Source organism: Cohnella phaseoli (assembly GCF_003386235.1).
GTDB classification, from domain to species: Bacteria; Bacillota; Bacilli; order Paenibacillales; family Paenibacillaceae; genus Cohnella; species Cohnella phaseoli.
On sequence record NZ_QRDZ01000025.1, the window covers coordinates 62,173 to 87,109 of the forward strand.

General features: G+C 54.3%; 21 protein-coding genes. 9 read left to right on the forward strand and 12 right to left on the reverse strand.

Annotated elements, in window-relative coordinates; all coding sequences use genetic code 11:
* Positions 1-9 precede the first annotated feature (9 nt).
* Positions 10-2,820, reverse strand: a complete 2,811-nt coding sequence (locus DFP98_RS26345) for a beta-galactosidase (RefSeq protein WP_116063617.1) — start codon at positions 2,818-2,820, stop codon at positions 10-12.
* A gap of 370 nt (positions 2,821-3,190) precedes the next feature.
* Here DFP98_RS26345 and DFP98_RS39240 point away from each other — a divergent pair, with 370 nt between their 5' ends.
* The 3 genes from DFP98_RS39240 to DFP98_RS26360 all read left to right on the forward strand — a co-directional run bounded on the left by DFP98_RS39240 (position 3,191) and on the right by DFP98_RS26360 (position 6,432).
* The gene (locus DFP98_RS39240; RefSeq protein ID WP_181917958.1) at positions 3,191-4,129 is read left to right on the forward strand and encodes a hypothetical protein; all 939 of its coding nucleotides are present in this window, start codon (positions 3,191-3,193) and stop codon (positions 4,127-4,129) included.
* A gap of 937 nt (positions 4,130-5,066) precedes the next feature.
* The gene (locus DFP98_RS26355; protein WP_116063618.1) at positions 5,067-5,642 is read left to right on the forward strand and encodes an RNA polymerase sigma factor; all 576 of its coding nucleotides are present in this window, start codon (positions 5,067-5,069) and stop codon (positions 5,640-5,642) included.
* Positions 5,635-6,432: a DUF4367 domain-containing protein gene (locus tag DFP98_RS26360; protein ID WP_116063619.1), complete on the forward strand. Its 798-nt coding sequence runs from the start codon at positions 5,635-5,637 to the stop codon at positions 6,430-6,432. Before DFP98_RS26355 ends, DFP98_RS26360 begins: the two co-directional genes overlap by 8 nt.
* A gap of 46 nt (positions 6,433-6,478) precedes the next feature.
* Here DFP98_RS26360 and DFP98_RS40320 read toward each other — a convergent pair whose 3' ends face one another.
* The 4 genes from DFP98_RS40320 to DFP98_RS26380 form a co-directional block, all read right to left on the reverse strand.
* Positions 6,479-6,826, reverse strand: coding sequence for an Ig-like domain-containing domain (locus tag DFP98_RS40320; RefSeq protein ID WP_116063620.1), 348 nt, complete (start codon positions 6,824-6,826; stop codon positions 6,479-6,481).
* Positions 6,826-7,329 (reverse strand): hypothetical protein, encoded by a 504-nt coding sequence (locus tag DFP98_RS26370; protein ID WP_147310278.1) that lies wholly within the window; start codon positions 7,327-7,329, stop codon positions 6,826-6,828. Before DFP98_RS26370 ends, DFP98_RS40320 begins: the two co-directional genes overlap by 1 nt.
* Before the next feature lie 274 nt (positions 7,330-7,603).
* Positions 7,604-8,527: an NHL repeat-containing protein gene (locus DFP98_RS26375; protein ID WP_116063622.1), complete on the reverse strand. Its 924-nt coding sequence runs from the start codon at positions 8,525-8,527 to the stop codon at positions 7,604-7,606.
* A gap of 608 nt (positions 8,528-9,135) precedes the next feature.
* Positions 9,136-10,005: a helix-turn-helix transcriptional regulator gene (locus DFP98_RS26380; RefSeq protein ID WP_116063623.1), complete on the reverse strand. Its 870-nt coding sequence runs from the start codon at positions 10,003-10,005 to the stop codon at positions 9,136-9,138.
* Between the two features lie 145 nt (positions 10,006-10,150).
* On the opposite strand from DFP98_RS26380, the gene DFP98_RS26385 reads away from it, so the two are divergent.
* Together DFP98_RS26385 and DFP98_RS26390 are read left to right on the forward strand one after the other, a co-directional pair.
* Entirely contained in the window at positions 10,151-11,710 is a 1,560-nt protein-coding gene (locus DFP98_RS26385; RefSeq protein ID WP_116063624.1) for a HEAT repeat domain-containing protein, read from the forward strand.
* A 23-nt stretch (positions 11,711-11,733) separates the two neighbouring features.
* Entirely contained in the window at positions 11,734-11,907 is a 174-nt protein-coding gene (locus DFP98_RS26390; RefSeq protein ID WP_116063625.1) for a helix-turn-helix domain-containing protein, read from the forward strand.
* Positions 11,908-11,983: 76 nt separating this feature from the next.
* On the opposite strand, the gene DFP98_RS26395 is transcribed toward DFP98_RS26390, so the two are convergent.
* Positions 11,984-12,859 (reverse strand): helix-turn-helix domain-containing protein, encoded by an 876-nt coding sequence (locus DFP98_RS26395; RefSeq protein WP_116063626.1) that lies wholly within the window; start codon positions 12,857-12,859, stop codon positions 11,984-11,986.
* 131 nt (positions 12,860-12,990) lie between these two features.
* On the opposite strand from DFP98_RS26395, the gene DFP98_RS26400 reads away from it, so the two are divergent.
* Positions 12,991-13,854 (forward strand): phytanoyl-CoA dioxygenase family protein, encoded by an 864-nt coding sequence (locus DFP98_RS26400; protein WP_116063627.1) that lies wholly within the window; start codon positions 12,991-12,993, stop codon positions 13,852-13,854.
* A 67-nt stretch (positions 13,855-13,921) separates the two neighbouring features.
* On the opposite strand, the gene DFP98_RS26405 is transcribed toward DFP98_RS26400, so the two are convergent.
* From DFP98_RS26405 to DFP98_RS26420, 4 genes are all read right to left on the reverse strand, one after another.
* Positions 13,922-16,369 (reverse strand): glycoside hydrolase family 38 N-terminal domain-containing protein, encoded by a 2,448-nt coding sequence (locus tag DFP98_RS26405; RefSeq protein WP_246016750.1) that lies wholly within the window; start codon positions 16,367-16,369, stop codon positions 13,922-13,924.
* Between the two features lie 183 nt (positions 16,370-16,552).
* Positions 16,553-18,226, reverse strand: a complete 1,674-nt coding sequence (locus tag DFP98_RS26410) for a ribulokinase (protein ID WP_116063628.1) — start codon at positions 18,224-18,226, stop codon at positions 16,553-16,555.
* Positions 18,227-18,259: 33 nt separating this feature from the next.
* Positions 18,260-18,964, reverse strand: a complete 705-nt coding sequence (araD, locus tag DFP98_RS26415) for an L-ribulose-5-phosphate 4-epimerase (RefSeq protein WP_116063629.1) — start codon at positions 18,962-18,964, stop codon at positions 18,260-18,262.
* Positions 18,965-19,070: 106 nt separating this feature from the next.
* A complete protein-coding gene (locus DFP98_RS26420) occupies positions 19,071-20,159 on the reverse strand; it encodes a GntR family transcriptional regulator (protein ID WP_247740876.1) in 1,089 nt (362 codons plus the stop codon).
* Positions 20,160-20,308: 149 nt separating this feature from the next.
* On the opposite strand from DFP98_RS26420, the gene DFP98_RS26425 reads away from it, so the two are divergent.
* The 3 genes from DFP98_RS26425 to DFP98_RS39860 all read left to right on the forward strand — a co-directional run bounded on the left by DFP98_RS26425 (position 20,309) and on the right by DFP98_RS39860 (position 22,202).
* On the forward strand, positions 20,309-20,497 hold the full coding sequence (locus tag DFP98_RS26425) for a hypothetical protein (RefSeq protein WP_116063631.1): 189 nt from the start codon (positions 20,309-20,311) through the stop codon (positions 20,495-20,497).
* A 42-nt stretch (positions 20,498-20,539) separates the two neighbouring features.
* Positions 20,540-21,037 carry a YcxB family protein gene (locus DFP98_RS26430; RefSeq protein WP_116063632.1) on the forward strand — a complete coding sequence of 166 codons (498 nt, stop codon included), beginning with the start codon at positions 20,540-20,542 and terminating at the stop codon, positions 21,035-21,037.
* A gap of 142 nt (positions 21,038-21,179) precedes the next feature.
* A complete protein-coding gene (locus DFP98_RS39860; protein WP_116063633.1) occupies positions 21,180-22,202 on the forward strand; it encodes an RpnC/YadD family protein in 1,023 nt (340 codons plus the stop codon).
* Positions 22,203-22,215: 13 nt separating this feature from the next.
* Here the strand turns inward: DFP98_RS39860 and DFP98_RS26440 are convergent, their stop codons facing one another.
* Together DFP98_RS26440 and rfbF are read right to left on the reverse strand one after the other, a co-directional pair.
* Positions 22,216-24,063, reverse strand: coding sequence for a thiamine pyrophosphate-binding protein (locus DFP98_RS26440; RefSeq protein ID WP_246016752.1), 1,848 nt, complete (start codon positions 24,061-24,063; stop codon positions 22,216-22,218).
* Entirely contained in the window at positions 24,021-24,800 is a 780-nt protein-coding gene (gene rfbF, locus DFP98_RS26445; RefSeq protein ID WP_116063634.1) for a glucose-1-phosphate cytidylyltransferase, read from the reverse strand. The genes DFP98_RS26440 and rfbF overlap by 43 nt, the downstream gene beginning before the upstream one ends.
* Positions 24,801-24,937 lie beyond the last annotated feature (137 nt).

The following is a 24,937-nucleotide window of genomic DNA, read 5'->3' on the forward strand; positions in this document are numbered from 1 at the left end:
CCGGAATGGTCAGGCCGGTATAAAATCGAGCCGTTCAAGCAAGCCGGCCGCATGAGCATCGACCGCCTCGAGCAGAAGCGACAGCCTTTCCCCCGAACCGCCGTCGCCTAACCAAGGACCGGGAATCCAGAACGAGCTCGCATCTCCCCCTCGCATGATCGGACGTTCCTCTCCGCCTTCGAGCCACAGACGCGAGACGAGGCGTTCGCCAACCAGGACGCTCAGCTTTAGGCCGGTTCCGTGAACGATAACGCGCCAGCCTTCGATGCTCGGAGCGGCGGGAATCGGCGCGAATAGCCAGCGTACCTCTCCAGGCTCTAACTTGCAGGGCCAGCGGACAGCTTCTCCCGAAGCTTCGGCGGATCGGAGGCGCGCTTCTGCCGCTAGCTCCGGCTCGCCTGCCGCGGCCAACCGCCACTTCCCGGCGGCGTTGCCTTCATAGACGAGCACGTCTCCCGCCCCGGTTTCCGTCGTGCGCTCCAGGAAAACCGCCAGCAGCGCTTCCTCGCCCGGAACGACATACGGCGTAATATCCAAATAGGGGTCGTACGGATCGGCCTTTCCCGCGTCGGCTCCGTTCACGAAAAGGCGAATAAGGCCCTGCAGTCCCTGGAAGTGAATCGTCCAAGAATCCGCGTCCGACGCTGCCGGATACGAACGTCTGAAGCATTCGAGCGCCGGTCTCTCCGCTGACAGCCAGCCCCCGAATCCGGAGATCGGCCATGAGCGGTCGTCCAGCTCCGCGCTTGCCCATTCGGCGAGCCGTTCCCGTTGCGCCCCTCTGACGTATCGCGTGCGCCAGTTGCCTCCCAGCCGATGAACCCTGACGACGGACACGATGTCCTTTAACCCTTTCGAAGATGAGATATCGAGCCCGGGCTGGCGAACGTCGTGGAAGTTGGAATGCCCCCATATCTCCGCCCTGACGGTCAGCTTGCGAGTCGCCGCTTCCGGCCATTCCACGTAGCGGTCGGAGCCGCAGGGAACGTAAGTTCCACGATACGCGCCGTCGACGTAGAGCGACAGAACGTCGCTCGCCCTGCGAAGCAACCAGCCCTTGCTTTCGCCCGAGGCTGCTTTTCCGAGCTCGGCTTCATACCAGGCATAGCCCCGGTAGATGCCATGCTTTTCAAGGAAGTTTAGATGCGGGACGGAACGGAATTCCGCTCCTCCGGGAGGCGCCGAAGGATCGACCCGGACCGCCGTCCACCGAAGGGGCGTGTCGACAGGCTGGTCGGCATATTGCTCGCGCTTCCTTGTGTCGATCTCTCCGTTCGCCTTGATCCGCTCGACCTCCAGAGCGGTGGCCCTGTCGACGATCGCCAGCGTCAAGCTAGCTCCGTCCGGAGCCTTGGCGCGAATCCATGCCGGTCTCCGCTCCCCGAACGCAAAACGTATCCGGCCTTCCTCCTCCACAAGCTCGACTTCCTCCGTCTCCCAGACAAGGGGTTCAACGCAATCGCGGAAAGCCAGTTCGCCCGATCCGTCCGCATGGAATGCGATCAGAAGCCCCATCTCGTCTTCCTGTCGCAGAAACAGCTCTGCTGTCGCATGCAGCAGCGTCCCCCATGCGGAGATCGGCACGTTCGCCGGCAGCGCGACCGACTGCCCAGCTGCCAGACGGATCGCCGTTTCCCTTCCGTCGGGAAGAAGCAACGGAACTTGCGAATATCGCGCCTCTTCCTCATCTCCGGTACTCTCGCCTGCATGATGAACAAATACGAGCTGCCCTCCGCGGCTCAGCCGGAGCGCCCGGGGATTCAGCACGGCTTTCGGCGCTCCTGCCCCCAAGCTGAACGGCGAGGCTCCGTTCAGCGGAACCGCCTCTGCGAGCGATTCGCCGTACGCATCGATCAGCCTTCCGAGCAACCGGCCTTCGTAAGCCTCCGGACGAATGCGGCCTTCGGGCGAGATCATTCCTCCAAAGTCGTAGTCGGAGGTCAGGAATGCAAGCGGATTTCCCCAATTATTTGTCGCGTTCGAGAAGCCGAAATCCGTTCCCGACACCTGCAGGTACGGGCCGAGCATCTTGGCGCCGCAGCCCAGCAACCTGCGCAGCAGGAAATGGGAACGGTTCGTCTCGGTCACAAGCAGCGGATAGTTCCGCTCTGCGAGCCGCTCCCGGTATCCGAGCGCCTTCTCTTCAAACTCTGGGTCCCGGTCGTTCGGATAAAAGTTGCATGTCGGGACGACGCCTTGCGCATCGCCCGTCGCCTCGAACAATCCGCCTTGACCGGCGCATGCGATGAGCGGCACGTCGATGCCGTGCCCAAGAGCCATATCCCGCAGCTCCATTATGTAGCCGGCAGGGTCTTGGCAGCCGTAGAAGTCCAGCTCGTTCTCCAACTGCACGCAGATGATCGGGCCCCCTTCGGACAGCTGGTGTCCGCGTATAACGGGCAAGATAAGATCGTACCAGCGAGAGACGTGCCGAAGATAGACGGGATCGTTATCCCTTAAGCAAATGCCTTCTTCGGCCAGCAGATAAGCAGGAAGACCGCCGCCGTCCCATTCCGAGCAAATGTACGGTCCCGGTCTTGCGACAGCAAGCAGACCGGCTTCGCGTACGGCGTCCAGAAAGGCGCCCGCATCACGGTTTCCGTCGAAGCGCCATACCCCTTCCGACTCCTCGTGATAGTTCCAGGGAAAGTAAACGTCGACGCATTCGTACCCGTGCGCCCGAAGCGCGGACAACCGTTCCGCCCACCGCTCTCGGGGGATTCGGAAGTAAAAGACGGAAGCGCAGAGGACGATTTTCGCCTGTCCGCGAATCCGGAGAGCCTCTTGAGACAATTGAACGGAAGCAACGCTTGGCAACATTCGTTTTCCTCCTTTTTCCCGAACGCAGGAAACCCGTAAGTACTTGCCTTTATTAAAACCCTTCGTTTATGAAACCCGTTTCATGAATCCGGTTACATTATGTCGAAATAACAAGGATGCTGTCTAAAGAAGCATCCTTAATCATCTCTAGTGAAACGGGTTACATTTTAGAAAAGCGCTTTCATCTAGAATATAATCTGCCATTTCTCTTCTGTCAACAATTTTTCTGGATTCGTTTTACATTTTTTTGGGGCTTGCCCCCGAATTAACGAACGGTTTGCAGTAGAACGAAACATGGCATCTGCACCCGCGATCAGGTAGGCGCATATCCTGCATTAACGTCATACGCCCAGAGCGAGGAGGAACGACAATGGCGAAATTACGATCGACGGACGTCAAGCCGCTGCTGCGCAAAGCGCCCGCTGATCCGAAGGCCAAGCTGTCAGCGCCGAACTTTTCCAAGAGCACAGTGAACAAAACGAATAAAAAAGAGACCAACAAAGAGGAAATTGTGCATCTGCATCAGAATGAGGATACGGAGCCTCGTACGACCCGGCCGATTCCATGGTGGGTATTCCCGCAAGAGCAGGAACGAAACTTGCTTGGCGGGCCGGGTCACGGCCCTGGGGGCGGGCCGGGCCACGGTCCTGGGGGCGGACCGGGTCACGGCCCCGGGGGCGGACCGGGTCACGGCCCTGGAGGCGGACCGGGTCACGGCCCCGGGGGCGGACCGGGTCACGGCCCTGGAGGCGGACCGGGTCACGGCCCTGGAGGCGGACCGGGTCACGGCCCTGGAGGCGGACCGGGTCACGGACCATTCCCGCCGCCACCGCCACCCTTTCCCGGGCCCGGACCTTTCCCGCCCCCTCCGCCGCCGTTTCCGGGACCCTTTCCACCGTTTCCCGGACCTTTTCCACCGTTTCCGGGGCCTGGACCGATCCCGATTCCCATTCCAATCCCGATTCCGATTCCGGGTCCTCAGCCTCAACCCGTGCCTCCTGCGTTCGTGACGGTTCGGATTACGGGGGGAACCGCCTTCCCTAGGGTCGACTACACGAACTATGCGCCGTTCTACCCGGGGATCACGATTCGTCAAGCGCTCGCCTCGACCGGACTTGTCGAATTCGGGCCTAACGGATTTATTCGCAATGTCGCGGGCATCCCGATCTCCGGTCCGGTTGAAGTCCGGCTTCGGTACAACGGCCGGGTCATACCGCAGACGCTGCTCGATTCTCCCGCCGAACCGGGGAGCATCGTCGGCTTGGAGCTCTATTATTCTTCGACAGGCGCGATCCCGGTTCCGCTCTGAGCAGTTGCGCGCAGAAGTAAATGCGTTTCCGTTCGAAGCCGATACAGTCGGCTTGCAGCCGCGTCATGCCGCATTTATTCGCTGTAAGACGACTGAATCGGCCTGCAGTTCGAGCACGCCGCATTCTTCCGCCGTAGTTCGGAATATGCAGCCTTGCTGTATCCCCGTTTCGGGGCTGGCCCCTAAGCCGACTAAGTCGCTCAGAAAGATAATCGATAAACAAGGCGAAAGTGTATATACTTCCCTCCATGCGATACGCTCCTGAAAGTTGAATGGGTGAACCCGTGACAAGGTTTCAGGAGCGTATGAGGCAGTCTCCAGGCTAATCATGTCCCACAACGCTTCCAGTCTTCTGGAAATTTAACCTTTACTACGAGTCTAACTATTTGCCCAAAAAAAGTTTACGTAGGGAAGTTTGTTTTGTTCGGAAAATCGTACAACTCAGCTCGAATCAGGCGAGAAACGCGGACTTTTGTCCGAAAAACCATACAAAGCTGCTCTACTCAGGCTCAAACGACGAACTTTTGTAGGGAAAAACGTATAAATCAATATCAGGGACTGTATGTCACTAAAGCGTCATCAACGATTATACCGGTACCATCTAGCAATTATCTGGAAGTGTTATAGATCATGATCAGGTCCTGAGGTATATACACCTCTTTAATTAACGACCATTATGCAACTCCGCTTATAGGACAGCAGCCTCACAGTTCCTCTCTCCCCCTCTATCCTCCTATCAATCAGAAGATTTTTTTGGATCGGAGGTAAATTTTTGGATTAAATCGGGACAAGTATTAGACAAATATCCGGCCCAAAGCCCCGTTCCAACCGTTTTGCTTACAAAATTAGCTTCTCTAGCCCCTTTATTTCGACTACACTTAGGGAAAAGGGTTGACCGATGTTTAACATCATGACGTTGGAATAGGGTGAAGCTCGTATGCAACGAAATTTGCTCCTTCTGCTCGGACCGGGTTTTCATACGCTGAACGCGGCGCTACAAGAAGAAATCTATCGTGAGTTTTACCATTTCCTATATAAGCCAATCATGTATATGATCAACGACCATCCCTCTGCCGAGGACATTATTCAAGAGGCGTTCATGAAGACGCTGGCCAAATCACCGCCCGCTGAAAGCGAGGAGCACATCAAGGCATGGATTAAGGTTGTTGCCAAAAACTTGACGATAAATTACATACGCAAGCAAAAAAAATGGAAAAACGATATCAGTCTCGAACTCACGTGGGACGGAGGACCGTACATGCACGCGGCGGCCGCATCGGTCGAGCAGGAAGTCGAAGCGAAATCGCTGGAAGAACAAATTTCCCGGCATTTGATGGGAATGAAACCCGAGCAGCGCACGCTGATCGAACTGAAATGGAAGAAGGGTCTTTCTTACAAGGAAATTGCACTAGAGGTTCAAGATACGGAGATCGCAGTCAAAACTAAGCTGCACCGGGCTCGAAGCTACCTCAAACGCAAACTGTTCAAGGAATGGGGGAACCGCGATGAATAATGCGCAAATGGATCGGCTGTTCGACGCCGCGTTTGAAGCCGCTCACGAGTCCGGCGAAGACAATCTGACCGTCGATCACCAAGCTTCCTGGCAGCAGGTGCAGCGCCGCTTAAACGCCAGACGCCGCAGAAGGAGCATGCGCTCCATCCTGTCCAAGCTGGCAATCGTCGCGGGTTCTCTGTCGCTTGGAGCGCTCCTATTCGGCAATGACCGCGCAGTCAAAGCGATCGAACCGATTTACGCGTCGATCAAAGAATATCCGTCGGGACTGATGAACTTGATTTTCGGCCGGTCCGACGAGACGGAGCCCTCCAAAGCGAAAACTTTGCCCCCTCCGGCGCATTTGGAAGGACTGTCTTTCGAAAGACTCAACGATTCGACTATCGTAGCAACCGTTACGGAAGCTCAAGCAAGCAGCCTGTTGTCTTTTCGCGCTCCGGCATTCGGTTATCTTCCGGCGGGATTTTCATTTGATCATGCATCCCTGTACTTCTCCGAAGATAAGGAAAAGTCCGATTATGCCATTTTCAGATTTCGCTCAAATCTAGACTCCAGCTTATCCGTCATTATGCAGAGGGTCGGTTCCGGTGCGGGCTTAGGAGCCAAAAATATTCAGGACAACGTAGCCGTTCAAAGCTTGCAGCTAGATGATGAACCAGCCATTCTCATAACGGGAGAAGGTGGAACAAGTACGTTGGAGACAATTACCAATGGTATCCACTTCGCTATAAGCGGTACATTCACAGGTGAAGAACTTGCCCTAATTTACGAAGGGATGCGCAGCAAGTAGCAAAAAAAAGAACGGCGCCGTCTATCGCAGACACTGGCGCCGTTGTTCATTTTGTAGTGAACCTCAGATGATACGGAATCTCCATTTTTTTATGGTTAATATTAGAGATTCTCCCTGTCAATATGACCTCAATCACATTCCCCGCCCCTAGCCGTTCCGACTCTTCTTTCAGATAGATGAACAACGTCCGCTTGTCCGATTCATAGCGATATAAAAATCGGCTGGATATCAAACGGCCGCCGTTGTTTCCATCCAGAATCAGAACATTTCTCATATTGAGCGTATTACGATTGATCTCTTGATGGAAGGAAATCGCGATCAATGTATCTTCGGGAACTCCTTCTGCGTTAGGTTGAGGATTCGTTGCCTTAATCCAATCTTCGATAAAACCCATTATATTCCTAGGACAGAACTGGTAATCACTTCACCTTGTTCGTACTTGCCGTTATGAATGACCCAGTGAATTGTCCGAGCTCGATAGTAGTAGCCAGCGTCAACGGTCTTGCTTAGCGTATTGTGGTAGTAGGCTTGCGAATTTCCTCCCATTGTGGATCCGGATCCCACTGTTCCCCATGAGCTTCCGTTCCACTTTTCAACGTAAAAAATAATGCCGATCGAGTCGACCGTTGTTAATGCAGTAGTCGTAGCAGATACGGTTACTTTTCCAGTAGTTGGGGTTATCACACTAACTCCATTGTCCAAATACAAATGAGTAGAATCAAATACACTAAATGGTTCAATAGGAGGCGCAGACGTCAACGCAATCACTCCGGATGCTGCCGGGGATTGAGCCTCGGCGGCCCGGACGGCTTCTCCAGACGGCCCGAATGCGATGCCGGCAACCAGAATCGTCGCCAGTAAACCTTGTGCTGCTTTCTTAATTTTGCTTTGTCTCATCGTCATCAACCCTTCCCTTTTCGTTGTTGTTCACTATATACACAATCGAAAAAGGAAAAGGTTGCATCAGATTTCGACATTTTTTTATTTTTTTCTTAAGATTTGCAATCGCCCGATATTCGACGCGGTCCGATCTATGAATTTCTCTAGTGTCGATACATCCGCGAGGACGGCAAGGTTCAGTATCCGCTCTATTAAAAGCCAACAGGCCGCGACTCTCGCATGCATCGAGATTCGCGGCCTGTTTCTTTAATAGAGAGACGCCGTAATGCGCCTAGTGAATTCGAATCAATTTCGTGACACGACCAAACTCGGTCCACTCGGCAACAAGTACGTTGCCTTCTGAATCCACGCATACGCCGTGCGGCGAGCTGAACCTGTTGTCGCGGAAGTAGTCTAGACGAACATTAGGCCAGCCTTGCTGGCTCTTTGCCTGCAAGTCTTCTCCCAAATGCGTGATCAAATTGTCATGGCTATCGAGAATCGTGATCCGGCTATGAAGATCCGGGAAATAGACTTCATCATTCCAGTAATAGAAGCTGCAGGGCATATCCATGTTCTCGTCGATAAAGCGCTTATGCTCCCCTTCCAGCGTAAACACTTGAATCCGATGATTAGATCGGTCTGCGACGTATATTTCCGGTTCTTCGTGACGCAAATCGATTGATATGCCGTGAGGGCAGTCCAGCTTACCGACTTCCGTTCCTTTGCCGCCCCAAGAACGAATGCGCTCACCTGATGCGTTGTATTGGTGAATCCAGCTTTGGCCATAACCGTCCGCCACATAGATATCGCCATTTGGCGCAACGGCAACATCCGTCGGGACAAACTTGCGTTCCTCGTCGTATACTTCCGGCATATCCGGTGTGCGTATCGTTAACAGCGTTTCTCCGTCGAGCGTCATTTTCGCCACCAAGCTTTGATTAACGTCTGTCACATATAAGTATTCCGTCCCGCCTTCCGCATGCAGCAGAAAACCGTGGGCGCCCCCTTCGAACTGCTCCCCCCAAGATGAGAGGTAGTTACCGTTCTTGTCGAACTTCACGATCGAAGGAGCATTCGTATGAAACACGTAGACGTTGTCCTTGGAATCCGTAACGATGCCGTGCGTGTAACCTAAACGAATGTTGTCCGGCAGCTTGGCCCAACCAACTGCGACTTCATAGATATGTGTACCGCTTCCCATTCTGACTGCCATGATTTCAGTCCCCCTGCCGGATTTTAGAATAAGATCGATTGCTTTCGATTCGTCTTCGTATGCAAAGCGTAATCAATTTCATCGGTTCCTAGGGCGTATATGCATACTCCGAGGATAGTAGATTTGGCCGAATTTTCGTTCCATGCAAGGAACTTTTGTGAAGGCGTACCGGAGGTACGTCAAGCAAAAGTGACGCAGCAGGCGGCGAAAAGGCGGTGAAAGAAACCTCTGAGCGGGTTTGCATACACGCCCTAGTATAAATTGAATATTTCCTAATTACAAATGCAACGTACCCGTTTCAGGGCCGCATGAGGCAGTCTCTAGGCTAATCACGACCCATAACGCTTTCAGTTAATTACCAGCAGATATACGCACAATCATCAAAGACGCTCAAGTGACATACAACCCTTCATTTTGTTCGATTTGTACGATTTCCCCTACAAACCTCCGCCGTTTGCGCCTGATTCGAGTTACTTTGTACGATTTTCCCTACAAACCTCCGTCGTCTGCGCCTGATTTGAGTTGCTTTGTACGATTTTCCGACTAACTTTCAATCCATTGGAAATGTTGTGGTTCATGATTAGGTCTCTAGGTGAGATATGCACTTCTTACACTTCATATGGAGCTGTACGAAACTCTCGCGGCGATCTGCCGCTTAGCTGGCGAAAAAGCTTAGAAAAATAATGCACAGACGAGAAACCGTGCTTTTCTGCGATTTCTGTGACGCTCAGATTCGTAAAGCTCAGATCGTCCTTCGCGCGATTAATCCGATATTGGTTGATATACTGCACGGGTGGCAATCCAGTTGCCTGCTTGAACAGCTCGAAGAAGTAGCCTCGGCTGACGTGCAGTTCATTATAGTAGACTGCCAGAGGCTGCAGATTTCCCCGCACCAAATCCTGTTCCAAACGTTCAAGCAATTTGTACATGCGGGGATCGGGAATGTGCTCCTCTTTAAGGGCAAAAGCGAGGAAATACTCGATAAACTGCTGAAAACGACTCTGGATCTTTAGGCTGCGCATGAACGTCCGCTCGTTGGTATACTCGTTATCCGTATAAAATTTCTCGAACATATCGATCCATGTCCGCAGCTTTTCCACTCTCATGTGTTCGGGGATAAAATGAGGAAATGCCGGTCCGATTAAGGACGGTTGCAGTTGAGCTTGGTCGTAGCAGATTACGCTGGGGTGGGTAGAGACGATCCGTCGATCCATGTAAGCCCAATCGAAATAACAGCAGACATGGACCATCGGCTCTTGGTTGTCGGCCATCCAATCGTGCGGTTGTCCCGCCTGCATGTAAACGAGGGAGCCGGGAAGCACTTCATAAGAACGCCCGGATGTATGCAGATTACCTTTGCCTTCGCTAATCAAATAGAGCGAGGAAGCATAGCAAAACCGATTGCGGCTCGCCTGCCCTCTGGAAAAAGGATACCGGGTTGCGTAATACACATACGGGTGAAAACCGGTGAAATCCATCCTCTCAACCGCTCCTCCACTAGCTAAATATTCGAACAATTGATAGGACGATTGTATAAATTACTGACGCTTCTGTAAATACACAACAATCGCCGCTTGCTACAATGTTGTTGAATATGAGCTGCATTTAAGGGGGAGGTCAACTATGTTGGATAGCAAGTATTTGTTGACGGATGAACAAATGTTGCAATTCATTGCCAAAGGTTATCTCGTGCTTCAGAACGAGTTGCCGCTTCAGCTTCATCAGGGCGTCATGAACGAAATTTATCATGTTTTCCACGAAGAGGGAAACCCCGGCAACAACATTTTGCCGCGTGTTCCGGACATTCAGCAATTTTTCGATACGCCGGTCGTCCGAGGCGCCTTGACCAGCGTGCTGGGGCCCGACTACTATATGCATCCTCACCGGCACTGTCATTACAACCAGCCGAAAAACCAGCAGCCGGGCGGCGGACAATGGCACAAGGACGGTTACTGGTCCTCCATGCGCAGCCACCGGCCATGGTGGGCGATGATTTTCTATTACACCCACGACATTACGGAAGAGCTGGGTCCGACAGCCATCATGCCGGGCACGCAATACTATGAGAAATTTATCGGCGATCGGGGCGAGACGCTGTTGCCGACGGGCAAGGCGGGAACGATGGTTTTGGTCCATTTCGACTTGTGGCATAAAGCAACGCTTAATGTGACCGACCTGGATCGCTACATGCTGAAGTTCCAGTTTGTCCGACTTCATGAGCCGGAATATCCGAGCTGGAACCATCAAAGCAAGGAGATGATTGTCCCGGAAGGTACGCCCGCGCTCCATCTGAACCTTTGGCAGGACGTATGGGATTGGCTCCGGGGAGAACGTAAAGCAAGACAAGAATTCAAACAGCCGGACGCGACCCGCTTGTCGCATGCTCGGCGAGAGCTTGCAGCCGAGGATGCAGCCGTTCGCGGGCGGGCCGCAGACGAACTGGGACTGCTTGGAGAAGCTGCGTCATCTTGCGCTTCCGAGTTAGGACTTCTTCTGAACGATCCGGCGGAAACGACCGCCTTGAATGCCGCCCACGCGCTTGGCCGCATGGGACCCGCAGGGATCGAAGAACTGATTGGTCATATCGCTGGCGGAACGACTTTGGTCGCCGAACGGGCTGCTTACGGGTTGCAGGGAGCCGGTGCGGGGGCCGTGCCGGCATTGCTCCAAGTTCTGGAACATCAGGATGCCAAGCGTAGGGCGCTAGCGGCGTTCGTGCTTGGCATGATCGGAGCTTCCGCCGGAGAGGCGGTCCCCTCGTTAATCGCCAGGTTGCGGGATGGGAGCGAATGGGTTCGCCGAAATGCGATCGAAGCATTGGGCATGATCGGCAATGCTTCAGGGCATGTCGTTCCCGCCTTGACGAAAGTATTGGAAGATTCTCTCCTTAGCGAAAACAATGCTGCGAATCCGGACGACAAGGATATAAGCAATCAAAGCTATATTATGAACAAGATCGGCTATACGGCGGCACTATCCTTGCTGCGTACCGGCAGAGACGGCGATGCCGGGCAGGTCGTCCGTTCGTTGGAACGCGCTCTCCATAGCAAAGATCGTTACGTCCGGGCCTATGCAGCAGAGGCGCTTACCTACCTTCGGACGGACGAAGCAATCGATGTCCTGATCCGGTACTACCGGACTTCCCGTTGGTGTTCGAATACGAGTAAAGCGAGTACCTTCTAAAGATCATTGAGAGCTTTAAGAAAATGAAAATGGCTTGCGAGCTGCTGCGAAGAAATGACTTGAAAATCGAGGAATTGGCCCGGTCAGTCGGGTATACGGATTCGCTGCAATTTTCCAAAGTCTTTCGAAAACACTACGGAAAGCCGCCGACGGTATGGAGGAAAAGCCTGTTGGAGCCAGCTGAAGCCGATGCCTGATCATCGCTCTCTTCGGCAGGAGCGGTCAAGCATCCTAGAACCAGTCGCTATTGTTGCTGCTACACTTTCCCTCTGTTTAGCGCAAACGACGGAACGCCCCCGGCGGTCTGCCCGTCTTCTTCTTGAACGCTTTGGAGAAATGATGAATATTCGCAAATCCGCAGTACGAGGCGATCTCTTCCTGCGAGAGCTCCGTCGTTTCAATAAGTTCCTTCGCATGGCTTACGCGCAATTCCAGCAAGTATTGATAAGGAGCCATGCCGAACCGTTGCCTGAACAAGGCGCTGAATCGGGATGGCGATAAGTTGGCGCGTTTGGCCATTTCGCGGATGGACAACGGTTCGTCGAGATGCAGCGACAAATAAGGCATGATCCAATTAAACGATTGCGGTGAGGGGCGCATCGGCTGATGGACTGCTTGATGCTCCTCGATTACGGCCATAACCAGCTCTGTCGCCGCATGCTGAGCCTTGAGCTGCATCAGCGGCTCCCTGTGCTGCCAACATTCTACTAAATGGAGGAACGTATCGCGGAACTTGACCGGATGTTGCGGCTGGAGTCTAACGGGCACTTCGATGCCGTATACGTCATTCAACCTCGGCTGCAGCAAATTCGAGTAGGGGGACAAATCGATTTGCCCAGCCCTGGTAGGAAAGCTTTGTTCCCGTTCGGGCTGATAGAAAATGTCCATATGGGCAAACGGCGTAACCGTATCCGTAAGCCCTTCAAGCAGGTTCAAGCTGCCCGGTTGGATCAAGCAAAAATCGCCATCTCTGAAATTGTAATCGATACCGTCCACTTTGAAGCGACAGCGGCCATCTTGAACGTATACAAGCAAATAATCAAGCAGCCGGCGCTCCGGCATAACCCAACTCTTGCGAACGGCATAGTCGCATTCGCGAATGTAAGGGACGATCGGTTTCTCCGCTATCAATTCTCCTAAATCGTACATGGATTCGTTCCTCCGTTGGCTAAACACAGTTGTTTTTGACAAACATTCAATCAACTTAGGCAAAGCTATTCCGGGGAATTCTTCTATAATCATAATTAAATAAACAACTATAATCAAAGGAGAATTCCCACATGAACGATCAGAAGAATGCGGAGATGACGGAGCAGCCTGCATCTCTACCCGGTCTTGACGATCAGTATCATTTGACAAAAGAGCAAATCGGCGCTTTCCAGCAAAACGGGCACATTCATCTCCGCGCAGTGGCGAAGCCCGAAGAAATCGACGTATACGAACCGTTAATTAGTTATTGGGTGAAGAAGCTGAATTACCACGATAAACCGGTGCAGGAACGCGATACCTACGGCAAAGCTTTTATTCAAATTGCGAATCTGTGGCAGCAAAGCGAGGAGGTGCTCCGTTTCGTTCTGGCGAAGCGGTTTGCCAAAATTGCGGCGGATTTGATGGGGGTCGACGGCGTTCGAGTCTATCACGATCAGGCGCTCTTCAAAGAACCCGGAGGAGGCCATACTCCCTGGCATCAAGACCAAATTTACTGGCCGCTCGATACGGACAAAACGATTACGATGTGGATGCCGCTAGTCCCGATTTCCGAAACGGTAGGCTCCATGACGTTCGCTTCCGGCTCCCATCGCCAAGGTTATATCAGCAAGCTGGAAATTTCCGACGAGTCGCATCGAACCTTGCAGCAGTACGTGGACGGCAAAGGCTTGCCGAAAGTGAACTACGGCGCCATGGCCGCCGGAGACGCCACCTTCCACTACGGCTGGACGCTGCACAGCGCTCCGGGCAATCCGACGGAGACGATGCGCGAAGTGATGACGATCATCTATTTCGCAGACGGAACCCAAGTCGCCGAACCGGACAGCAACGCTCGCCGCAACGATCTGAAAAACTGGCTTCCGGGCTGCCAGCCGGGCGAATTAGCCGCTAGCCCTCTGAACCCTCTTGTTTATTCAAGGCTTAAGGTTCTCTAGCTTTGCAATTCCATTCAGCAAAAAGGGAGCCAGCAACGAGTGCCGGTCCCTTTTTGCTTTCCTAATGTTATTTTGTGCGGTACGCAACCGTCCCCGTGTTTAAGCTACGGCAAATTTGAACGGCTCTTTTCACACTGTCAATCGAGCTGCCCCATTGCAGCATATAACGGAACTCGTAAAATCCCCCGAGGGTGGCTTTGAAGTTCGTCTCCCAATAATTCGTGAGCACCCATGCATATAAAGATTGCCGGTCGTTCTCTTGCTGCTGTCCATGAACAAGCCGTTGTCCGTATTCGAGCGGCCCGATCTGCATTAACGGCGTATCCGGAGTCGCGATCAGCAGTCCGTTGTCAGGCGCAATCAAGGCCAGTCCTTCCTGAATGCAGTAAAAATCCGTACATGTCCCCAGGATTTGATCCTTGCCCGGCCTTACGTTAGCTCCCGCTTTTTCAAACCATAGCTCCCCGTTGTCCGCTTTGTTAAAGGGCAGAGACACATAGACGTTCTCAGGCTCCCAGACGCTGTCCTTATGAATGCGAACCGACACGTCCACGCGGGGTTGCTCTCTGTAAACTTTAAGGAACAGGGAATAATGACTCATTCCTTGGACGCGATACTTCAATTCCACGATACCGTAAATCGGTCCGTTCGTGATTTGTTTAACGCCGGACAACACCCCGATCGAGCGCTCGGCATCGATCCCTTTGCGATTTCTTCCCATCGTTCTCCGAACGTTCATTTGATCTCCGGCCGCACCGCGGGTGACTTCGTAGACAGGAGTGAACGCTCCGCAAGCTTGAGCGGGGTCGATCCAATCCTTGCCCGATTGCTTGTCGATCCAGGAAACGATCCCCTCGCCCGTCTTCCACGCGATACGCACAAACGGAGATTCAATGTAGTTTTCTGCTATTGCCAGCTGAAGAGGCTCCTTTAGACCCAGGGGAATCAAGTCGGCCATATCGTACATTCCGTCGGAGCCGCATAATCGGGTGCTGCTTGTCGTACGCGTCTTCGCGCTCGAGGCATTGCGAATCGAGAATCTTTTCTCTTCCTTTCCTTCAAGCTGGACTTGAACGGCAATTTGGTACCCTCTGCTAACTTCCTCCTGCTGATGCGGGATGACCGTGCCTGTCTGTTCATCGACAACTTCAAAGCCCTCTCTGAAGCAATCGGCCTCCCATTGTCCCTCCAGGTAGAAAAATGCCAAATCCTCGACAGGGAAATCGTGGGGATTGACGACTTTATAGACGAAGCCCCGATCCGGTCTTAGCAACGCGTCTCCCCGCTGCTTCAGAACATCGTCCAAAGCGGTATGGACCAGTCTGCTCGCATTGCCCGCGTAGGCTTCCTTCCGTACCCCAAGCTCTTGCACCATCGGATGCCACGGCTCGGAGATAGAGGAATGGTATCCCCAGGTGTGCTCGGCATACATCATCAATTGATATTCCGCTTGTGCGATCGTATCCGGCTTGACGACTTTACGATCCGGGTCCAGATTTTTGACAACGTTTAATGTCCGCTGCGCGTTTCTGAAGATTTGCGTATGCATCGCGGTCGAGGCAACGCCGTCGGACCACCAGTCCGGCCAATCTCCGCGATAAACGGGAATCGTCTCCGGCCGCTGCTTCAATAAATCGAAATAACGGTTAAGCGTCGTCATCTCAATCTCGACTTGATCTCCGTGCTTCCGGTTCCATTCCTTGATAAAGCTCATCACCTTGCCGCTTGGCGGCGCGTTATCCGTGAGCAACCCCATCACGTTCACGAGAGTAAAATCATACGGATACTCCTCTTGCTCAAGCTGCCCCAAATAACGGGAAATTCGAGCTTCCGCAAGCGTCCAATGGTCTTTCGCTATGCCCCATACGGACCATTCGTCTCTTATCGTATAGGACAACGTGGCATCGGGGTTGAGGCCAAGCTCGTTCCCCACCATATAATGCTCGCCGTTCCATACGAGAATCCGATTTCCTTTGGGCGTCTCCCAATAAAACGGATACTGCTTGCGGCCGAGGGCGAACATCCCGTGATGCGTATGAATGCACGATAGCAAATGTTCAATGCCGGCATCCGCCAGCGCTTGCGAGTACCCCCAGCTATAGCCGTTGATATCCGCTGTCATGGCCGATCTCACTTGCAGTCCGAGAGGCTCTGCGAATTTCCCGGCTTTCGCAAGCATGACGCCCAGCAGTTCGTAATCAATCAATTCCGTCATGTTGAGATAACTGCCGGATAGTTCAATATCGCCTCTGCGCAAGGCGGAGACGAACTGCTCTTTTTCTTCCTCGGTTGCCTGCTCCAGAAACTTCTCAACCGCCCAGAACGTTTCGCAGGTCCATTTGAATCCTTCCCACTCCGGACGATCTCCTGAATGGGATGCGTTGCAGACGGCCACTGCTTGTCTGATAAAATCTACTTGGTATTGCTCGATCTTCTCTTGTCTTTGCGTATAGCCGATATCCGTGTGAGAATGCTGGATGACATAGATTTTCCACTTGCGCTTCAGGGAATTCACGACATAACCTCTCCTTTTCTTGTTTCGTATAAATCTATTTTAGCGATCAAATCCGGCCGAGTATTTGTAAAGAGGAGTCAAGTTTTTGTGCGATGCGGACATTAAAAATAGCGAATGCCAAAAAAGCCGCCGTCTTGTTGCTGAGCGCAACAAGACAACGGCTTCCTTCACAACTGCCCGCCTTTAGCGAGATGCCTCATCTTTAAGAGCTTTCAAACGCTTCATCACGTCGTTAGAGCCGCGTCCGAAATAATCGTGCAGCTCGCTGTACTCGCGGTACAGCCTTTCATACACCGCCACATTTTCCGGAATCGGCTTAAACGATTCCTCACGCACCCGAGCCATCGCCTTCGCGGCGTCGACGACGCTGTCGTATCCGCCTCTTGCGCTGCCGGCGGCGACCGCGCCGAACATCGCCGCTCCGACCGCAGGCGTCTGCTTGGAGTCGGCAACTTTAATCTCGCGGTTGGTCACGTCCGCATAGATCTGCATGAGCAGCGCATTGCGCTGCGGCAGTCCGCCGCAAGCGTACACTTCCTCCACCGGAACTCCGTTGCTGTGGAAGGCGTCGATAATTTTGCGCGTGCCGTACGCCGTTGCCTCCAGCAAAGTGCGGTAAACCTCCTCCGGCTTAGTAAGCAGACTGTAGCCGACGATCACTCCGGTCAGATTCGTATCCACCAGCACGGAACGATTGCCGTTCCACCAATCAAGAGCGAGCAGCCCCGTCTCCCCCGGTTTGTACGCGGACGCGCGTTCCGTCAGCCATTGGTGGACGCCGACGCCCTCTTTGTCCGCCGCTTCCTTCACATAAGCCGGAACGGCTTCCTCCACAAACCATTCGAAAATATCGCCCACCGCCGATTGGCCGGCCTCATAACCCATATATCCCGGAATAATTCCGTCTTCGACAACGCCGCACATGCCCTCGACCGCTACTTCTTCCGTACCGAGCAGCATATGGCAGATCGACGTCCCCATCGCCATGACCAGCTTGCCCGGCGTAACGACGCCAACAGCCGGCACCGCGGCATGCGCGTCGACGTTGCCGACGGCGATGGCCGTGCCCGCATTCAAGCCGATCAGCTTAGCCATCTCCTCCGTCAGCTCGCCGGCTTTCGAGCCAAGCGGCAAAATCTCGCCGCGAAGCTTCGTTTCCGTCAATCTATCCAGACGGGAATCGAGCGCCTTGAAGAAGTCGTTGCTCGGATAGCCGTCCTGTTTGTGCCAGATCGCCTTGTAGCCGGCCGTGCAGCTGTTGCGCGCGAATTGCCCGGTCAACCGGGATACGACCCAGTCCGTCGCTTCCGTGAACAAATCCGCCGCTTCATACACTTCAGGCGCTTCGTTCACGATTTGCCAGATTTTAGCAATCATCCATTCGGACGATATTTTCCCTCCGTAACGCGGCAGAAACTTCTCTCCGCGCTCGGCGGCGATTGCGTTGAGGCGGTCCGCCTCGTCCTGCGCGGCATGGTGCTTCCACAGCTTTACCCACCCGTGGGGATTGTCCTTCCACTCCGGCTTAAGACAGAGCGGCACTCCTTGCGCATCGACGGGCAGCATCGTGCACGCCGTAAAATCGATGCCAAGCCCGATGATATCGGCGGGCGAAACTCCGGATTGCCGAAGCACCTCCGGGACGGAACGGCGCAGCACCTCCAGATAGTCGTCCGGATGCTGCAGCGCCCAATCATGCTCCAGCTCGAGGCCGGAAGTCGGGAGCCTCTCGTCGATAACGCCGTGAGGATAAGGAGTAACGTGGTCCGCGATTTCATGACCGTTAGACAGATCGACGAGCACCGCTCGTCCGGACTGCGTGCCGTAATCGACGCCAATCGCATATTTCTTGCTCATGAGTAACCTCCTGACAAAAGAATAGGATGATGACTAACTGCGCGAATCTCCGGTCTGGCCGTAATAGGCATTCGCGCCATGCTTGCGTAAGTAATGCTTGTCGAGCAGCGCCTGGCCCATCGGGGCGACTCCCGCATTAAGCTGCCGAGTGTGGTAGGCCATCTTCGCCACTTCCTCCAATACGACGGCATTATGAAGGGCGTTCATCGCATTCTGGCCCCACGCGAACGGCGCATGGCTGTTCACAAGCACTCCGGGAATGCGATCGGGATCGAGGCCGCGGAAAGCTTCGACAATCACATTTCCCGTCTCCGCCTCGTATTCGCCGCCAATCTCCTCGTCCGTCATCTGCCGCGTACAAGGAATCGACCCGTAGAAATAGTCGGCCTGCGTCGTTCCGAGCGCCGGAATTCCTTGCCCTGCCTGCGACCAGATCGTCGCCCAGGGGGAATGCGTATGCACGATGCCTCCCACATTGGGAAAAGCCCGATACAGCACCAGATGCGTCGGCGTATCCGAGGAAGGGCGCAAGTCGCCTTCAACGACGCGGCCGTCCGAATCGACGACGACCATCTGCTCCGGCTTCAGCTCTTCGTACGGAACCCCGCTAGGTTTAATGACCATAAGGCCCGACGCCCGATCGAAGCCGCTTACATTTCCCCAAGTGAACGTAACCAGGCCGTATTTCGGCAGCTCCGCATTGGCCCGACACACCTGTTCCTTAAGTTGATCTAACAAGTGATAACACTTCCTCCCTAAGAAGGACGAGGCTTATTAAAATCCCCACCCTGAACTCCCTAGAAAGATTATACACTTGTACGTACAGGTGTGTCGAGATCCTCCGTCAATGTCTTTCCGAGACGGATTGGCGAACGACTAGCTTTGGCGCATACAGCACGTCCTTGTCGGGTAGAGGCTTGCCGTCCTCCAGCAAGGAGATCAGCAGATTTGCCGCCCGCTCCCCCAGTGCGGATTTCGGATGCTCGATCGTCGTCAGCTTAATTTCCGTCGCCGTCGCCAGGAACGAATCGTCGTAGCCGACCATGGACAGATCCTCGGGAACTCTTAGGCCAAGCTCTCTGACCGTATCGAGCAGCGATACGGCCATTTGATCGTTGTAGCACACGATCGCCGTCGGTCTCTGCTCGGCCAGCAGCATTTCCCTGAGCATGCGCTGCGGCCGTTCGCCTTTATCTTCGGTCGAATATCTGACGATCTGGCTCGCATCGGCTGGAAGCTTGCGATCCCGGCAAGCGCGAATAAATCCCTTCATTCGCCGAACGCCCTGCATGTCGTCCGTCTTGAAAAAACCGGCGATCCGCCGATGCCCCAATCCAAGCAAGTGATCCGCAGCCATATAACCGCCTGCGTCGTCGTCCAACCTGACGCTGGGGTTGTCCAAATCCGAATACCGCTCGTTGATCATCAGCATCGGAATGCCGTGATCCTCGATCGCCATGTAATTATCGAAATTCGGATTTCCCTCCGCGCTCTTGGTCGGCTCCACGATCAACGCGCACACCGAATGGCCCAGCATCATTTCCAGACATTCGCGCTCCCTGTCTTTGCGATGATCGGTGCTGGAAAGCAGCAAACGATAGCCTCTATCCTTAAGCGCGGATTCCACTCCCCGGACGATGGACGGAAAGATATAATCCGAGATCGACGTCGTAATGATCCCGACCGTTCGATTGCCCGACGATACGCGCCGCTCCGGAGATTGCCTGCCGACGAAAGTTCCTTTGCCCTGTTCGCGGGCCAGCCATCCTTCCTGTACAAGCTCTCCGAGCGATTGCCTTACCGTCTGACGGCTTAAGGAGAACTGCTCCGCAAGCTCGTTTTCCGACGGTAGCTTGTCCCCCGGGCGGTATCGTCCGGATGCGATCCAGGACAGCAATTGTTCTTTAAGCTGTATATACTTCGGCGATTGCACGATTATCGGTTCCTCCTCGTTGAGCGGCCAATCCGTTATTGCATAGAGTCATTATAGCATAAGCCCCTACTTGTACGTACCAATTTCAGACCTGTCTATTCGGGCAAAATGTGCTATAGTTTAGTATTATGAATTCGGAGGTCGGTTCCGTGGCAAGCCGTATGGTCTATTCGACGGAAGAAATCGATATTAGCGCCGACAGCGACAAACGACTTGTCCGCATCGAGCTGTCGAGCAGCGGGTATCGTCAACGATACGTCTCTCTCGTAATTGAGGAACGCGAGGAACTGGAACGTATCATTGCCGCTCTGCAGGAAGCGAAAGCTTCGTTGCCCTGAGTCTGACCGCAGCCGCAATTTTTTTTCGGGAGGAATACCGTTTTGGTCGATATTACGTATAAATACAGCGAGCATATGACAAAAGCGATCCGCGACTATCATCATCATTCGCTCCGATTTTGGGTTTCGAACGGAATCGGACTGGCTATCGTGCTGCTGGAGATTGTCCTTTACTTCACCAAGTCCAACTTGAACATGCTATGGATCGCCCTGCTCGTGCTCGTATTGCTGGCCTTGCTCTACTTTATCACATGCTATGTCCAGCCGAACAAATTCGCTAGCGACGCGCGCTACGCCAAGCCGTTCACCTTGTCTGCGGACGAGCGCTCGCTCCGTCTGAAATCCGACGATCTCGACAACACCGTTCCTTGGAACGACATTAGAAAAGTATGCGAAACGGACCGGTACTACTTCCTCTTCCTGGATCAGACGCAATTCTGGATCGCTCCGAAGGAAGCCTTCTCCGGACGCGAACAGGAGGATCTGTTCAGAGAACTCGCAGGCCGCTACTTAACGATTAATCGCGGCTTGATTCGCTAAAGCGGATAGACTATAGTGAATTTATCCAGAGTTTAAAATGAAGGCGACGAGTGAAGCACACTCCGATAGCGCGGCAACGCGCTCGGGGTGTGCTTTCTTTGCGTTGACGAACAATCGCGGAACAGAAGGGATGTGGTGTATAATGAAGGCAAAGAATCCAGATAAGAAGCAGCAGCATGAGAAGGAACGGCTGAAGCTCGATCAGATGATGAGCGTGCTGTTCCGACTCTCCAAGCAGTTGCAGTTGCAGCTGCTTAACGGATTGTTCGACGAGAATTTTACCAGAGCCGACGTAAAATCCATTCATTACGGCAACGCCAAATTCGATTCGGACGATTACAATCGCATCATCGGCGATCTGTTTATGAAGCTGGATACGATTCGCGGCGTTTTTCACTATCATGTCGAGTTTCAGACACTAAACAGCAGGTCGATGGTCATCCGCATGTTCAGATATGGCTTTGAGAAAGCGTTGGAGCTAGCTGAAGGAAAGGCGGAGGACGGCGTGCAACTGGTCGCTTTCCCCAAGCAACTCGTGATTTTTCTGGAGCAAAACAAAGCGATCGGCGAAGAGCTGCGCGTCCGATTGCGTCTGCCGGACGAGACGGAGACCATGTACACGGTGCCCGTGCTGAAGCTCTGGACGCTGACGCCCCGCGACATGCAGGAGAGAAAGCTGTTCGCGCTGCTGCCTCTGCAAGTGTTTCGCTCGCGCAAACGGATGCGCCGCATTGCGTCAAGCCGCCGGACGGAAGAAGAGAAGCAACGACTGTTCGCTCAAGAATTCGAGAACCTTAAAGCGACGATCGAGGAAACAGTGGAAGTGCTTCGGGAGTTGCGCAGGAAGCGTCGGCTACGGCTTGAAGACTTGGATAAGATTTTGCAGGTGCTGCGGAATATTCTGAACTACTTATACCGTCATTACGGAGAATATAAGCAAACGGAGAAGGAGGTAAGCGAGATGATTAAGACGTTTATTCCCGAGGCGCTGAAGCGAGGAAGACGAGAAGGAAAAAAAGAGGGCCTGCAAGAAGGTAAAAAACTCGGAGTCCAGCAAGCCAAAACCGAAGTCGCCGGCAACTTGCTGCAGCTTGGCGTTGATATCGACACGATCGCCGGAGCGACCGGACTATCCCCTGACGAAATAGCCAAAATAAAACCGTAAGCCGAAGTCCGGCTTACGGCTCCTCCAAGGGCGGCACGATCATCTGACGGTGCAGCTCGCGTCTGCTCAATAGCGGCTCCATATCCTCGATCGGGCGGCTTACGCCGAGCTTCGGATGTACGGCTGCGTTCGGAGAAACGGCGATCTCCGCCACAAAAGGATCGCCGATGCACGCGGCAGTCAACGATTCCAGCAGCCGGTTCAGCTCTGGCCAGGAGGCCGCCCTTGCCCCCGCAACGCCGTAGGCTTCAGCCACCTTCACAAAGTCGGGGCAGCTGTATCCGGATACCGTAGAGGCCTGCCGCCCCGCAAAATATAAATCCTGAAATTGTCGCACCATACCCAGGGAACGGTTGTTCAACACAAAGACGGAAATCGGAAGCCGCCAATGAACAACCGTCTGCAGCTCCTGAATGTTGACCTGCATCCCCCCGTCCCCGGCCACGAGCGCTATCCTTCTGCCGGGCAAGGCGAACGCCGCACCGATCGCGGCGGGTAGACCGAAACCCATCGCCCCCATACCGCCTGCGTTCAGCAGCCTTGCTTCGCCTTCAACCGGTAGAGACTGGCTCGCCCACATCTGATGCTGCCCGACGTCCAGGCAAATGACCGCATCCGTGCCAAGCGCCTCCCCAAGACGCTCCATCAGCCGATTCGGATCAATGTCACGATCCGAGGCTTTCATCAGCCGACTCGAGTCAATCTTGCTCCCCGATCCTCCAAACGTTCCAGTCGGATATCTCTTTCGATAGCGCGTTAGCCTGTCTTTCCAGGGCAACCAATCCCCCTTCTGCGCCTCCTCCCCCCATACCGCTGCCAACGTGCTCATAAAAGGCTTCAGATGGCCGCGAATCGCCAAATCAAGCTTTACCTTCCTGCCCAACTCCGCCCGATCGATTTCCACTTGAATGATTTTGGCCCCGCGGGCAAAAGTTTCCGGTCGCGTACCCGTCTGCCGCGTATCCAGTCGGGAGCCGAGCACAAGCAAGCAATCGCAGTTGGCCACGGCCAGATTGGCGTATCGATGGCCGTATGAACCGATGAGTCCCAAGTTCCACTCGTAGTCCGTCTCGATCGCATCCAGTCCCATTAGCGAACAGACAGCCGGAATTCCAGTCTCGGCAAGCCATGCCCTCAGCTCTCGCACTGCTCCTGCCGAACGGACGCCGCCGCCGACAAGCACCATTGGCCGCGATGCGCCGCGCAGCATTGCCGCAGCCTGTCTTACTTCCTCTACCGAAAGCGTACACCCGATTTCCTCTTCTTCAGCCAAATCCGAATACCCTTCCATAAGCTCCGGATCGACATCCTCGCGCTGCACGTTCATGGGGATGTCGAGCAGCACCGGCCCCGGCCGGCCCGATCGCGCGATCGCCCACGCCTTCTCCAGCTCGAAGCGCAACCTGCTCGCATTCGTAACCAATGTCGCATACTTTGTCAACGGGCGCGCAACGCTCACAATATCGGTCTCCTGAAAACCGTTCTGACGCACCGGATCGTCGAACTTGAATTCGTAGGTGTTCACCTGCCCGGTCAGGAATACGCAAGGAACGGAGTCGAAATAACAGCTGCCGATTCCCGTCAGTAGATTTAACGCTCCCGGGCCGCTCGTCGCCATCGCCACGCCGACTTTGCCGCTCGCTCGCGCATATCCCTCCGCGGCGAACGCAGCCGCCTGCTCGTGATGCATCGACACCGCCGCGATGTCCTCGCGTTCGGCCAGTGCGTCGAGCAGATGAGCGATCGCCCCGCCCGCCATCTCGAACACGTGCGTAACGCCCTGCCGCACCAAGTAATCCACGATGTACTTGGCCGCTTTCATGACCGCCATACCTTCCACGGCGCGCCGCCGGTTTTCCACAGCGTCTCCAACGTCATTTTATCCCGCAGCGTGTCCATGGGATGCCAGAACCCTTCGTGACGGTAAGCCACAAGCTGGTCTATTCGAGCCAAGCTTTCCAGCGGCTCCTGTTCCAGCATCGTATCGTCTCCTCCCATGTAAGCCAGCGCCTCCGGCTCGAACACGAAGAAACCTCCGTTCATCCAACCGCCATCGCCCTTCGGCTTCTCCCGAAAGCCTTGCACGACCCCCTCCTTGCCCAGCCGCAGCGCTCCGAATCTTCCTCCCGGCTGCACGGCGGTCACGGTCGCCAGTTTGCCGTGCGAACGATGAAACTTCACCAACTCGGCCAGATCGACGTCGCTGACCCCATCCCCGTAAGTCAACATAAACGGACCGTCCGCCAAGTAGGCGCCGAGTCGGGAGATTCGACCGCCCGTCGACGTGTCTTTGCCGGTATCGACCAGCGTCACCTTCCACGGGTCGGTCAAGCGCTGATGTATCTGCCTTTTCCCCCCCGCCGAGAAGTCGAACGTCACGTCCGATTCATGAAGATCGTAGTGGGCGAAATATTCTTTGATCAGAACCCCCTTGTAGCCAAGCGGGATCACGAAGTCGCAAAACCCGTAATGAGAATAAATTTTCATAATGTGCCACAAAATCGGTTTGTCCCCGATCTCGATGAGCGGCTTGGGCCGCACCGCCGTTTCTTCGCTGATTCTCGTGCCGTAGCCCCCGGCGAGTATGACGACTTTCAAGGGTTAGCCTCCCCCTCTCCCGTCCATGCGGACGACGTTCCGACAGCAACTCCTATTACTTATGCCGAAGCGGCGACGGGGGTGTGGACAAGTAGGCGTTCGACCCGGGCTTTCCACAGCTTCTGTGCCTGAAAAGA